Genomic DNA, 13354 nt, shown 5'->3' with positions numbered 1-13354 from the left:
CTGCGGGGTGCGCTTCATGCACACCCTCCACGATGCAACGAACCACGGAATTTCAAGGAGATGAACGTCTATGTCTGGTGGCGATATTGCCGGCCTGATCGCTGCCGGGGTGTTCGCGCTCCTGGTGCTGCTGCTCGCGGTGCCCATCCTGAAGCTGGGCAGTGTTTTCGACGAGGTGCGCACCGCAATACGGTCCCTCAGCGACGGCGCCACGCCCCTGATGGACGAAGTGACAGCCACCGTGTCCACCACCAACCAGCAGCTGAAGAAGGTTGACGGCATCTCGTCCAACGTCTCGGATGCCTCCGCCAACCTGTCGGCGCTGTCCTCCCTGGTGGCAGCCACCGTGGGATCGCCGCTGATCAAGGTGGCGGCCTTCAGCTACGGGGTGCGGACCGCTTTGGCCGGCCGCAAGAAGCCTTCTGCCGGCCGCCGCAGCCGCTAAATCCAGGGAGAATTGAAAATGAAACGACTTGTCTGGATGGGAATCGGCGTCGCGATCGGAGTTATCGCCTTCCGCAAGGTGACTGAAGCGCAGGCCTCGATGCAGTCCACCCTTGGCCCCGAAGGCCTGAACCGGGCCGTCAACCGGCTCGCGGACGGCGTCTACGACTTCGCTGACGCAGTACGTTCCGGAATGCGCGAGCGTGAGACGGACCTCCGTGCCGCCCTCGGCATCGAATCGGCAGAGCTGGTCCGCCGCTGACCGCAGCGCTGGCGCACATCATGCTGACCGGCACCAGGCCGGGCGGCACCACACGTTAGAAACACACCGGCGGCGACCGCATAAGCGGGACCTGCCAAGCGAAAGAACCTCCGCACCACATGTCGGGCGGAGCAAGAAGGGTAAGTACACAGCTCATGAAGTCGCAGGAGATCACAAAGCGCTGGGTGGACTTTTTTGTCAGCAAGGGCCACACCGCGGTTCCCTCCGCGTCGCTGGTCTCCAGCGACCCCTCGCTGCTGTTCACGGTTGCCGGCATGGTGCCGTTCATTCCCTACCTGACAGCCAGGGAGGAAGCGCCCTACTCGCGTGCCGTCAGCGTGCAGAAGTGCATCCGCACCGGCGACATCGAAGAAGTCGGCAAGACCGCGCGCCACGGCACGTTCTTCCAGATGTGCGGCAACTTCTCCTTCGGCGACTACTTCAAGGAAGACGCCATCAAGTTCGCCTGGGAGCTGCTCACCACCGGTGTGGACGACGGCGGCTACGGCCTTGACCCCGAGCGGCTCTGGGTGACCGTCTACGAAGAGGACGACGAAGCCAAGGACCTGTGGCTCAAGAACACCGGCGTGCCTGCAGAGCGCATCCAGAAGATGGGCAAGTCGGACAACTACTGGCACACGGGCCAGCCCGGCCCGGCAGGCCCCTGCTCCGAGATCTACTACGACCGCGGACCCGCCTACGGCGTGGAGGGCGGCCCGCTGGCCGACGAAACGCGCTACATCGAGATCTGGAACCTCGTGTTCATGCAGTACCAGATCGAAAACGTCCGCTCGAAGGAGGACTTCGACGTGGTGGGCGAACTGCCCAAGCGCAACATCGACACCGGCCTTGGCATGGAGCGGCTGGCCATGATCCTGCAGGGCGTCGAGAACATGTACGAGACGGACCAGGTCCGCCCCGTCATCGACAAGGCCGCCGAGCTCTCGGGCAAGGAATACACTTCCGCCGAAACCGATGAGGATCCGCACCACACCGATGACGTGCGGATGCGCGTCGTCGCCGACCACATCCGCTCGGCCCTGATGCTGATTTCCGACGGCGTGACCCCCTCGAACGAGGGCCGCGGCTACGTCCTGCGCCGCCTGATCCGCCGTGCGGTACGTTCCATGCGCCTGCTGGGCGTGGAACAGGCGTGCCTGCCCGAGCTGCTGCCCGCGTCCCGCGACGCGATGAAGGGTGTCTACCCTGTGGTGGACACCGACTTCGCCCGGATCAGCAGGATCGCCTACGCCGAGGAAAAGGCTTTCCTGCGGACGATCGCCTCCGGAACCGCGCGCCTGGAGGACGCCGTCAGGGAGTCCAAGGCCGCCAACAAGCCGCTCTCGGGCGAGGACGCCTTCACCTTGCACGACACCTACGGATTCCCGATCGACCTCACGCTGGAAATGGCTGAAGAAGCCGGGCTCAAAGTGGACGAGGCAGCCTTCCGCAGCCTGATGCAGGAGCAGCGCCAGCGCGCCCAGGCCGATGCCAAGGGCAAGAAGGGCGGCCACGCCGACCTCAGCGCCTTCCAGGAGCTCCTGGGACAGGGTGAGACGGTCTTCACCGGCTACTCTGAGCTCGACGGCGAATCACGCGTCCGCGGCATCCTCACCGGAGGACGGCCGGTCCAGCAGGCGTCCACCGGCGACGAAATCGAGCTGGTCCTGGCCGAGACCCCGTTCTATGCCGAAGCAGGCGGCCAGGCAGCAGACACCGGCCTGATCACCGGCGACGGATTCGTCGTCGAGGTGCTCGACGTCCAGCGTCCGCTGAAGGGCCTGAGCGTGCACAAGGCGATCGTCCGGGAAGGCGAAATCGGCGCGGACTCCCTGGTGCGCGCCGCCGTCGACCGCGAACGGCGCCATGCCGCCGAGCAGGCGCACACCGGCACGCACATTGTGCACGCCGCCCTGCACCAGATTCTGGGCCCGGAGGCCACCCAGCGCGGCTCGTTCAACAAGGCGGGCTACCTGCGGTTCGACTTCGCCTGGGGTGAAGGCCTGAGCACGGCTACGCGCTCGGAAATCGAGGAAGTGTCCAACCTGGCCATCCGCAACAACTACGCGGTGGACACCAAGGTCATGCCCCTGGCGGAGGCCAAGGCACTGGGTGCCATGGCCCTCTTCGGCGAGAACTACGGCAATGAAGTCCGCGTCGTGGAGATCGACGGCGCCTGGTCCCGCGAGCTTTGCGGCGGCACGCACGTGTCCAACACCTCCCTCATCGGCAGCCTGTCGCTCCTGGGCGAGCAGTCCGTGGGCTCCGGGAACCGCCGCGTGGAGGCCTTTGTTGGCATGGATGCGTTCCGGCACCTGGCCGCCGAGCGTGCCCTGGTCACCGAACTGACCGAGATGCTCAAGGTTCCGTCCGGCCAGCTCGCTGACCGTATTGCCACCACCCTCGCCAAGCTGAAGGCCACGGAGAAGGAATTGGACCGCCTCCGCAAGGAGCAGCTGGCCGCCTCGGCTGCCCAGCTGGTCAGCACCGCCACGGACGCCGGTGGTGTCAGCGTCATCGCCCATGACGCCGGCCAGGTCAGCGGTGCCGACGACATCCGTGGACTCGCCCTGGACTTGAGGAACCGCCTGGGCTCCGGTGCCGCAACAGTGGCAGTGGCTGGTGTGAGCAACGACCGTCCCGTCATCCTGGTGGCTACCAATGAGGCCGCGCGCGAAGCCGGGGTCAAGGCAGGAGCCCTGGTCCGCCTTGCTGCCGGTATCCTCGGCGGGGGTGGCGGCGGCAAGGACGACGTGGCGCAGGGCGGCGGAACCGATGCCGGCAAAGTGCCCCAGGCGCTTGCCGCCGTCGTCGATGCCATCTCGCGGCGCTAATCCTCCATGACCAATCCTGCAGCAGCCGGCGGCTACCCCCAGGGCATCAAACTGGGGGTGGACGTCGGCACCGTCCGCGTGGGGGTTGCCATCTGCGACCGGGACTCCGTCCTGGCCACGCCCTACAAAACGCTTGACCGCAATGCCAGGAAGAACTCGGATATCCGGATCATCGCGAATCTTGTGGACGAACTTGGCGCGGTGCAGGTCATTGTCGGGCTGCCGCGCACCATGAAGGGCGAAGAACGGTCCTCCGCCGAGATGGCCAGGGAGTACGCCGCGCTGCTGGCCGGTGAGCTCGCAGGCCGCGGCCTGGCGGTGCCCGTGAACCTGGTAGACGAGCGGCTCAGCAGCGTCACGGCGCACCGGCACCTGCATGAAGCTGGCATGAGCAGCCGGAATCACCGTAAAGTAGTTGATCAGGTCGCGGCGGCAGGTATCCTGCAGCACGCCATCGACATGCAGAAAGCCAGGGGAGCGGACGTCGGCTCACGCGTGACGGCGCCTACCCCTTCCGTGGAGCCAGGAGGCAGCGCACAGGATGAATCCGTGCGCGCCACCCCCGGTGACACGGCCCGATCTTCAGATAATGGAAGGCAACAGTGAGCCCTGCCAACATTGACGACGCTTCCAGCCCGCTGGAACCCGGGGCAGCCAGACCGCTGACCCGCAAGGAAATCCGCGCGCGGGAAAAGACGCTCAACACCGGACACCACGACGCCGTTCCCGAACAAGCCTACGAAACGGGGCATGACGTGCCGCCACTGCCCTCCGAGCCACCTGCCGTTCCTCCGGCCGCTTCCCGCGGCACCCGCGAGGATCAGCCGGTTCCGGCCGCGCCGGATGCGCCGCCGTCAATCCAGGAAACCCAGCCGGAGCAGCACCACTGGGCAGTTCCGCAGCAGGAGCCGCACCACGATGAACCGGCGCAACACGAACCGGTCCAGCACGAAACCGTCCAGCACGCGGACCCGCACCACGACGACGTGCACCATGACGATGTGCACCATGACGATGTACAGCATGGCGGCCTGGCTGCAGCCTATGCCGCCCCCGTACCGGCCGGCCACGCAGATGCCGCCGGCACCCACTACGCCGAAGACCATCACTACGCCGATCAGGACTTCCGGGAAGGCCCGCACCATGACGAGGCCTACCACGATCCGGCCTACCACGATGATTTCCAGGACATCGCCCACCACGGGGCCCATGAAGTCAGCGGGCAGCACCACGAGTTCCTGCCAGGTGCGGCGGCATCCGTAGTGGCCAAACCGTCCAAGAAGGTGCGCCGCCGCCGTCGGATGCTGGCTCTTTTCCTGACCCTTGCAGTCTTCGTCACCGCCGTCGCCGTGGGCGCACAGTTCCTCAAGCCCCTGCTTGGCAGTGACAAACCCAGTGATTTTCCGGGGCCCGGTACGGGCGAGGTAGTGGTGACAGTCGAAAACGGTGAAGGTACCCGGTCCGTGGCGTCCAAGCTTGAGAGCGAACGCGTAGTGGCCAACGCCGACACGTTCCTCCAGAGCTTCAGTGCCTCCGGCGGAACGCTGGCCCCGGGCGACTACACTTTCAAGACGGAAATGAAGAACTCCGACGCCGTGAACGTCCTGCTGGGCAAGGACCAGGCGAAGGTGATCTACTTCGCGCTGAGCGCCGGCCTCCGCATCGGCGAGTCCCTGCAGGCGATCTCGGAGGGTTCCGGAATATCCATCCAGGATCTCCAGGCGTTGAGCAACCAGCCCGCCCAGTTCGGCCTGCCCGCCAATGCAAAGAACCTGGAAGGTTACCTGGCTCCGGGGGAGCACCGGTTCCCGTTGGGCACGCCGGCCAAGGACATCCTCCAGGCGCTGGTCAAGATCACGGTTGACGAATTGGAGTCCCAGGGAATTACCGATCCGGCAAAGCAGTACGACGCCGTGATCGTCGCCAGCATCGTGCAGGCCGAAGGCGGCCAGGCGGAGTACGGGGACGTGGCGGGTGCCATCTACAACCGGCTCAAGCCCAACGACCAGACCAACGGCTTCCTGCAGGTTGATTCCGCCGTGACCTACGGCCTGGGCACGAAGAGCTACAACTTCACCGAAGAACAGCGCCAGGATAAATCCAACCCGTACAACACCTATGCGAACCCCGGCCTGCCGCCCGGTCCCATCGGTTCGCCGGGCAAGACCGCCATTGATGCTGCCGCCAAGCCCAAGACCAACGACTACCTGTACTGGGTGACCATCAACCTGGATACCAAGGAGACCAAGTTCTCCAAGACGCTGGCCGAGCACAACAGTTACGTCGAGCAGTACAACGCCTGGTGCATGGCCAACCCCGGACGCTGCACATGAGCCTTCGGGCAGCCGTCCTTGGCCACCCGATCAGCCATTCCAAGTCCCCGGCACTGCATCTGGCTGCCTATGCCCGGCTGGGAGTGGGCATCAGCTATACAGCTGTCGATGTGACGGAACAGCTGCTGCCCGCGTTCATGGACCAGATCCGGGACCAGGCCGGGTGGCGCGGGCTCTCGGTCACCATGCCGTTGAAGACCGCCATGCTGGAGCAGGTGGACGAGGTCCGCGGCGTTGCCCGGACCCTGGGCGTGGTGAACACGGTGTCGTTCGAGGACCATCCCGCCGGGACCCGCACCGTCGGTTCCAATACTGATGTGGCCGGCATCGTGAACGCGCTGCGGCACGCAGGGGCCGGAGCGGCACCTTCGGCCGTTGTCCTGGGAGGCGGCGGGACGGCTGCGTCGGCGGTGGCTGCGCTCAAGGAGCTGGGGGCCACCCGGGCCGAGGTCTTTGTCCGGGACACGTCCCGGACCGCAGAAGTGTGCGCCGCGGCGGACAGCCTGGACGTCGACCTGGACATCCGGAACATGGCCGGCGCCGCCCGCGCGGCCGTAACTGCCGACGTCGTGATTTCCACCCTCCCGCCGCGTGCGGCGGACGGAATTGCCTCCCAGATGGCCGCCCTGAAGACTGCCATGCCTGGTGTCCTGCTGGACGTTGCCTATGACCCGTGGCCCAGCCTGCTCGCCTCCGTATGGCAGGCCGGCGGCGGAAAAGTGGTGCCCGGGCTGGAAATGCTGCTTTACCAGGCGGTGGAACAGGTCCGCCTCTTCAGCCGGCTGGACAAGGAAGTTAACGCATCCGTCATAGATGTGATGTGTGACGCAGTCGGCCTTCCCCGACGGGCGTTGTGACCGCCATACGTGGCAGGATGGAAAATATGTTGCGTTGGTTGACTGCCGGTGAATCCCATGGTCCGGCCCTGATGGGAATTATTGAAGGCGTCCCCGCCGGTGTGGAAATCACCAGCGGGCATATCGCCGATTCACTGGCCCGCCGTCGTCTGGGCTACGGGCGCGGCGCCCGCATGAAGTTTGAGCAGGACGTGGTAACCATCCTGGGCGGCGTCCGCCACGGCCTCACCCAAGGTGGCCCTGTGGCCATCCAGGTGGGCAACACCGAATGGCCCAAGTGGGAACAGATCATGTCCGCCGATCCGGTGGACCCGGAGCTGTTGGCCGACCAGGCCCGCAACGCGCCGCTGACCCGGCCGCGTCCGGGCCACGCCGACTTCACGGGTATGCAGAAGTACGGCTTCAGCGAGGCCCGGCCGGTCCTGGAACGCGCCAGCGCCCGCGAAACCGCCACCCGCGTGGCGATGGGAACTGTCGCAGCACAATTCCTGAAACACCTCGGCATCGAGCTGGTCAGCCACACCGTGTCCATTGCCACGGTGACCGTGCCCGAAGGCCGTCCGCTTCCCGTGCCCTCCGATGTCCTGGCCCTGGATGCCGATCCGCTGCGCTGCTTCGACCGCGAAACGTCGGACGCCATGGTGGCCGAGGTGGACGCCGCGCACAAGGAAGGCGAAACCCTTGGCGGCGTAGTGGAGGTCCTCGCCTACGGCCTTCCCCCTGGACTGGGCAGTTACGTCCACTGGGACCGCCGGCTTGATTCCCGCCTTGCCGCAGCCCTCATGGGGATCCAGGCCATCAAGGGCGTCGAGGTGGGCGACGGTTTCCTGACTGCCGCGCGCCGCGGCTCCGCCGCGCACGACGAAATCGTCAGGGACGCTGATGGCCGGATCGTGCGCGCCAGCAACCGTGCCGGCGGCATTGAAGGCGGCATGAGCATCGGGGACGTCCTGCGCGTCCGCGCGGCCATGAAGCCTATCGCCACGGTTCCCCGCGCCCTGAAGACCATCGATGTCAGCACGGGCGAGCCTGCCAAGGCACACCACCAGCGTTCCGACGTCTGTGCCGTACCGGCCGCCGGGGTGGTCGCCGAAGCCATGGTGGCTCTGGTGCTGGCAGAGGCCGTTACTGAAAAGTTTGGCGGCGACTCCGTGGCGGAGACGGCACGCAACATCAAGGGTTACCTGGACAACATTCCGGCTTCCCTGGACTCGATTGGCCAGTAAGTGCCGTTCAGCAGCAAACCTGGACCCGCTGGCCGCCCGATCGTCCTGATCGGGCCAATGGCGGTGGGCAAGTCCGCCATTGGCCAACAGCTGGCGCACCAGCTCGGTGTCCCTTTCGTGGATACTGACGCCGTGATCGTGGCCGGCCACGGCTCCATCTCCGACATTTTTGCCGGGCGCGGAGAACGCGCGTTCCGGGAGATCGAAGCGCGGACGGTGGCCGAGGTCGTGGAGGCGGCGGACAACACCGTTTCGGTGATCTCGCTGGGCGGGGGCGCCGTGCTGGATTCCGGCACGCAGCAGGTCATCAGGCGCTGCACTGTGGTCTACCTCGAATGCGACACGCAGACTGTCGCAGGCCGGATCGCCCGCAACTCCGGCCGGCCCCTGCTGGCAGGGGACGCGATGGGCCGTTGGACGGCCATGTTTGCCACCCGCAAGCCCGTCTATGAACGGCTCGCGGACATCACCCTGGACGTGCGCCAGGGCTCGGTTTCCGAGCTGGGCGGCCGGCTCGAAGCAGCACTGCGTGAGTACGCAGCTGCCCAACAGGAAGTTGAATTGTGAGCACCGAATCAACAGTCATCAGTGTTACCGGCGGTTCCGCTGCCGAGAACTACGACGTCGTGGTGGGGCGCGGGCTGCTGGGTGACCTGCCCCGGCTGCTGGGTGAGCGCGTCCGCCGGGTCCTTGTCATCCATCCCCGGGCGCTGCGCCTGACCGGTGACACCGTCCGTGACGAACTGGCGGCCGCAGGGTTTACCTCCCTCACGGCGGAGATCCCGGATGCCGAGGAAGGCAAGCACATCCAGGTGGCCGCCTTCTGCTGGCAGGTCCTGGGCCAGAACGACTTCACCCGCTCTGATGCGATTGTGGCCGTCGGGGGAGGGGCCGTCACGGACCTCGCCGGTTTCGTCGCCGCCACCTGGCTGCGCGGCGTCAAGGTTATCCACATGCCCACCAGCCTGCTGGCAATGGTGGACGCCTCCGTGGGCGGAAAGACCGGCATCAACACTGCCGAAGGCAAGAACCTGGTGGGAGCCTTCCATCCGCCCGCCGCGGTACTGGCTGACCTGGACACCCTGGATACGCTGCCGCGGAACGAGATGATCTCCGGCATGGCGGAAGTCATCAAGTGCGGCTTTATCGCCGATCCCGCCATTCTCGACCTCGTGGAAAAGGACCCCACGGCAGTGGTTGACCCGCAGTCGGACGTCCTGCGGGAGCTGATTGAGCGGTCCATCGCCGTGAAGGCAAAGGTTGTCTCCGAGGACCTGAAGGAATCCGGGCTCCGGGAGATCCTGAACTACGGGCACACGCTGGGCCACGCCATCGAACTGGTGGAGCGGTACTCCTGGCGCCACGGTGCTGCAGTCTCCGTGGGAATGATGTTTGCCGCCGAGCTTGCCCGCAGCGTGGGACGCCTCAGCGATGCCGACGCCGACCGGCACCGGAGCATCCTGGAGAGCCTGGGGCTCCCGGTCACCTACCGCCGGGACCGCTGGCAGGGCCTCCTGGACGGCATGCGGCGCGACAAGAAGGCCCGCGGGGACCTGCTGCGCTTCGTGGTCCTGGACGGAGTGGGCAAGCCTGGCATGCTTGACGTTCCCGATACCTCGCTGCTGTTTGCGGCCTACCAGGAGATAGCCTCCTGATGCAGGGCGACATGGAAGGCACAGCCGACTGGCCAGAGGCTGGTTTCCCGGGCATCCGGATCAACCCGGAATCGCTGCTGCCGGAGATCGTCAACGACGACGCCTGCCGGGAGGCGCTGGCCGTTTCCACCGATCCCGCAGACCACATCTTTGTGCTGCTGGTGGAAGGCCACGCTTCCGAGGCTGCCGAGCTTCTCGCCGAAGCACGTTTCAAGGACCCCGAGTCCTTCCGGCTGCGCACGTTCGAAGCGGAGGTGCTCCGGGTTTCCAACCGGATGGACCGCGCGGTGGAGCTGTTCCGGCAACTTCTGGCCGAGGTGCACGGGACTCCGCGCGAAGCCTTGGTCTGGCAGTTCCTGGGCAAGACCCAGTACAGCGCCGGCCAGATGTCAGCAGCTGTGGAATCTTTCGCCCGTGCGCTCGATTTGCGGGTGGCCCAGTCTGCTGACGCAGCCCAGATCTATTCGTCCACAGTGGCCCTCCAGCGGGCCCGCGACGTCCTGGAACTTGCCTGCTGACGCTGGCAATCAAGCAACTGCAAAAGTGGCCGTCCGTGCCCGGTAATTCAGTGCTGCCGATTTACAGGTAGAATGGTCTTTGGATTTTTACGACCCGATCTTTGACAAACACGCGCCGGCAGTCCTTGTGGCTGTCCGCCCGGCATAGAACGTCTGGCACTACCACCAGACCAAGAAACCAGAGGAAACCAGTGGCAACCACCAACGACATCAAGAACGGAACGGTCCTGAAGCTCGAGGGCCAGCTCTGGAACATCATCGAATTCCAGCACGTCAAGCCGGGTAAGGGCGGAGCCTTCGTCCGCACCAAGATGCGCAATGTGATGTCCGGCAAGGTTGTGGACAAGACGTTCAACGCCGGGCTCAAGATCGAGACCGCCACCGTGGACCGCCGGGACTACCAGTACCTCTACCAGGACGGTGCCGACTTCGTGTTCATGGACACGTCGGACTACGACCAGATCACCGTCTCGGGCGCCACTGTTGGCGACGCCACGAATTTCATGCTCGAGAACCAGATGGTCAACATTGCCATCCATGAGGGCACCCCGCTCTACATCGAACTCCCGCCGAGCGTCGTCCTCGAAATCACCTACACCGAGCCCGGCCTGCAGGGCGACCGCTCGTCCGCCGGCACCAAGCCCGCCACGCTGGAAACCGGCTACGAGATCCAGGTTCCCCTGTTCATTGAGAACAACACCAAGGTCAAGGTGGACACCCGCGACGGCAGCTACCTGGGCCGGGTCACCGACTAGTGAGCGCACGCGGTAAAGCCCGTAACAGGGCCCTGGATATTCTTTTTGAGGCTGAGCAGCGCTCTGTCTCCGCTTTCGACGTGCTCCGGGCACGCCGCGAGAAGACTGACCAGATCATTAATCCGTACACCCTGGAAATCATCGAAGGCGTGGTCTCGCAGCAAACCGCCATCGATGAATTCCTTGAGACCTACTCGCAGGGCTGGAGCCTTGAACGGATGCCGTCCGTTGACCGCATCATCCTGCGGATCGGGACCTGGGAACTGCTGTACAACGACGACGTCCCGGACGGCGTGGCGGTAAGTGAAGCGGTGGCACTGGCCAAGACGCTGTCCACCGATGAATCGCCGCAGTTCATTAACGGCCTGCTGGGCCGCCTGCAGCAGCTGAAGCCCTCGCTGCTCGCCTGATACAGAAAACCCCGCCCGGATCAGTCCAGGCGGGGTTTTTTGTGCCCCGGCCGGATGCCTGCACCACAGCGGGCCGCAGATCGAAGGGGCCTAACCTATAGGATCTGACTATGCAGAACGCCTCCGTGCCCGCCGCTGCCCAGCCCAGGGAGAAGGCAGCCCCCCGCCAGTCAGCCCGTTCCGTCAGCCGGCAGGTGTTGGCCGACCACGTCTACGCGGAGCTCCTGGCATCACTCATGGACGGGCGGCTGGAGCCAGGGGCTGTGGTCAGCATTGACGGAACAGCCCGCGACCTTGACGTTTCCCCCACTCCTGTCCGTGAAGCGCTGGCACGGCTGGAGCATACCGGCATGGTCCGGCGGGTGGCGCTGAAGGGTTACCGCGTGGCCCCGGTCTTCACACGGGAGGATTTCGCTGAGCTGATGGAGGCGCGGCTGGCCATCGAACCGGTCAACGCCAGGCTTGCGTGCACGCGAATTGGCGAAGGGGGCCTGGCGGAACTGGAGCAGGCCGTCGCGGACCTCAAAGCCGCTCCCCGGGGCCCGTCCTTCTCCGAGTTCAAGGACTACCTCGAGGCTGATGAGCGGTTCCACCAGCTGATCGCGCGGGAAACGGGAAACCAGTTCATGGAGGCGGCGTACTCGGCCCTTGGCGGACAGATCCAGCGGTTCCGGCTGTTCGGGGGAGTGGGCATTACAGACGCCGAGTGTGCCATCGCCGAGCACCAAGCAGTGCTGGACGCCATCCGTACAGGTGAACCCGCCGCAGCGGAAGCGGCGATGGCGGACCACATCAACCGGGTAAGGTCCAGGGCAATCGCCGACGCACCGGAAGGCTGAAACCAGCCACGCCCACCCAACTAGGTAGCGCTAAGTGTCGTTTTGAACCGCCAAAACGACACTTAGCGCTACTTAGTTGGGGGACGCCACCTGGAGTGTGACCTTGACAACTTTCTCTCTTTCATAAATCCTATAGGAAAGAGGATCGAAGCAAGGAGCAAAACATGCCTTACACAGCCGAGAACTGGCCCATCACGGCAGCGCTGCTGCAATTCCCCGGCACTGACGCCCGGGGCGTGCACGTGAACGACGCCGATCCCTCCGTCTGGCGGGCAGTGTTCGAAGAGGTGAAGGACGCCGGGTTCGCGAACGCCGACCTGACCGACAGCTGGGTCCGTCCCGGGGACCTGGACAAAGCGCGGCTGGCCGAGTTCAAGCAGGCTGCTGACTCCGTGGGCATCGGCATCCCGGTGATTTCCGCCATCCGCCGCAGCGTCATTGAAGAGGGCAACTGGGAAGCCAACCTCGCCTACAGCCACCGCACCATTGATGCTGCGGCAGAACTGGGCTGCGAAGTTGTCTCCTTCGGGCTCCACCAGGCCATCACCCCGGAACAGCAGAAGCAACTGTGGTTCTGGACGGTGGAGGGCTACAAGGATCCCGCGGGGGACAAGGAAACGTGGAACAACGCCGTGGCACGGCTCCGTGAACTGGGGCGCCATGCAGCCGACGTTGGGGTCCTGGTTTCGCTGGAAATGTATGAAGACACCTTTCTGGGAACCTCCGACTCCTCAGTGCAGATGGTCCAGGACATTGGGCTGTCGAACGTGGGCCTGAACCCGGACATCGGCAACCTGATCCGCCTGCACCGGCCCATCGAGGACTGGCGCGACATGGTGGCCAAGACGCTGCCGTACTCCAACTACTGGCACATGAAGAACTACATCCGGGACGAGGATCAGGCCCGCGGTACCTACATCGCCATGCCCTCGCCCATGGAAAGCGGCCTCATCAATTACCGCGAGGCGTTCAAGGTGGCGCTGTCCGTGGGCTTCCAGGGCATCCTGTGCACCGAGCACTACGGCGGCGACGGACTGAGCGTGACCGCCAGCAATCAGGAGTACCTCCGCCGCCACGTCCTCCCCAAGACCGACGGTTATGCCCTGGGGCGCAGCGAGGTGGCACAGGGCCGCCAGCAGCCGGCCGCCTTCGCCGCAACGTCGTCCTGACCGCTCCGGACCGGGCGTACCGGCCGGACTTTTCACTCCTACGGATTCGATG

14 protein-coding genes are annotated in these 13354 nt (G+C 65.2%); all 14 read left to right on the top strand.

Annotation, left to right across the window (positions count from 1 at the left end; genetic code table 11):
• Nucleotides 1-70: 70 nt before the first annotated feature.
• The 14 genes from ASPHE3_RS09970 to ASPHE3_RS09905 all read left to right on the top strand — a co-directional run bounded on the left by ASPHE3_RS09970 (nt 71) and on the right by ASPHE3_RS09905 (nt 13302).
• Nucleotides 71-445, top strand: a complete 375-nt coding sequence (locus ASPHE3_RS09970; RefSeq protein WP_013601101.1) for a DUF948 domain-containing protein — start codon at nt 71-73, stop codon at nt 443-445.
• An 18-nt stretch (nt 446-463) separates the two neighbouring features.
• Nucleotides 464-706 carry a hypothetical protein gene (locus ASPHE3_RS09965; RefSeq protein WP_246084568.1) on the top strand — a complete coding sequence of 81 codons (243 nt, stop codon included), beginning with the start codon at nt 464-466 and terminating at the stop codon, nt 704-706.
• Between the two features lie 155 nt (nt 707-861).
• On the top strand, nt 862-3540 hold the full coding sequence (alaS, locus tag ASPHE3_RS09960) for an alanine--tRNA ligase (RefSeq protein WP_013601099.1): 2679 nt from the start codon (nt 862-864) through the stop codon (nt 3538-3540).
• 6 nt (nt 3541-3546) lie between these two features.
• Nucleotides 3547-4146 carry a Holliday junction resolvase RuvX gene (ruvX, locus tag ASPHE3_RS09955; protein ID WP_013601098.1) on the top strand — a complete coding sequence of 200 codons (600 nt, stop codon included), beginning with the start codon at nt 3547-3549 and terminating at the stop codon, nt 4144-4146.
• On the top strand, nt 4143-5873 hold the full coding sequence (gene mltG, locus ASPHE3_RS09950) for an endolytic transglycosylase MltG (RefSeq protein ID WP_041652074.1): 1731 nt from the start codon (nt 4143-4145) through the stop codon (nt 5871-5873). Before ruvX ends, mltG begins: the two co-directional genes overlap by 4 nt.
• A complete protein-coding gene (locus tag ASPHE3_RS09945; RefSeq protein WP_013601096.1) occupies nt 5870-6730 on the top strand; it encodes a shikimate dehydrogenase in 861 nt (286 codons plus the stop codon). The genes mltG and ASPHE3_RS09945 overlap by 4 nt, the downstream gene beginning before the upstream one ends.
• Before the next feature lie 26 nt (nt 6731-6756).
• Nucleotides 6757-7956 carry a chorismate synthase gene (aroC, locus tag ASPHE3_RS09940; protein ID WP_013601095.1) on the top strand — a complete coding sequence of 400 codons (1200 nt, stop codon included), beginning with the start codon at nt 6757-6759 and terminating at the stop codon, nt 7954-7956.
• Nucleotides 7957-8013: 57 nt separating this feature from the next.
• On the top strand, nt 8014-8523 hold the full coding sequence (locus tag ASPHE3_RS09935; RefSeq protein ID WP_049786056.1) for a shikimate kinase: 510 nt from the start codon (nt 8014-8016) through the stop codon (nt 8521-8523).
• Nucleotides 8520-9611 (top strand): 3-dehydroquinate synthase, encoded by a 1092-nt coding sequence (gene aroB, locus ASPHE3_RS09930; RefSeq protein WP_013601093.1) that lies wholly within the window; start codon nt 8520-8522, stop codon nt 9609-9611. The genes ASPHE3_RS09935 and aroB overlap by 4 nt, the downstream gene beginning before the upstream one ends.
• A complete protein-coding gene (locus ASPHE3_RS09925) occupies nt 9611-10129 on the top strand; it encodes a tetratricopeptide repeat protein (protein WP_013601092.1) in 519 nt (172 codons plus the stop codon). Before aroB ends, ASPHE3_RS09925 begins: the two co-directional genes overlap by 1 nt.
• Before the next feature lie 191 nt (nt 10130-10320).
• Nucleotides 10321-10884: an elongation factor P gene (gene efp / locus ASPHE3_RS09920; protein WP_013601091.1), complete on the top strand. Its 564-nt coding sequence runs from the start codon at nt 10321-10323 to the stop codon at nt 10882-10884.
• Nucleotides 10884-11294 carry a transcription antitermination factor NusB gene (gene nusB / locus ASPHE3_RS09915; RefSeq protein ID WP_013601090.1) on the top strand — a complete coding sequence of 137 codons (411 nt, stop codon included), beginning with the start codon at nt 10884-10886 and terminating at the stop codon, nt 11292-11294. The genes efp and nusB overlap by 1 nt, the downstream gene beginning before the upstream one ends.
• A 110-nt stretch (nt 11295-11404) precedes the next feature.
• The gene (locus ASPHE3_RS09910) at nt 11405-12133 is read left to right on the top strand and encodes a GntR family transcriptional regulator (protein ID WP_013601089.1); all 729 of its coding nucleotides are present in this window, start codon (nt 11405-11407) and stop codon (nt 12131-12133) included.
• Nucleotides 12134-12297: 164 nt separating this feature from the next.
• Entirely contained in the window at nt 12298-13302 is a 1005-nt protein-coding gene (locus ASPHE3_RS09905) for a sugar phosphate isomerase/epimerase family protein (RefSeq protein ID WP_013601088.1), read from the top strand.
• The last annotated feature ends 52 nt before the right edge of the window (nt 13303-13354 follow it).

It is taken from the genome of Pseudarthrobacter phenanthrenivorans Sphe3 (assembly GCF_000189535.1).
Lineage (GTDB): Bacteria > Actinomycetota > Actinomycetes > Actinomycetales > Micrococcaceae > Arthrobacter > Arthrobacter phenanthrenivorans.
The sequence above is the reverse complement of the archived record's forward strand: the minus strand, read 5'-3'. Positions and strand labels throughout refer to the sequence as shown.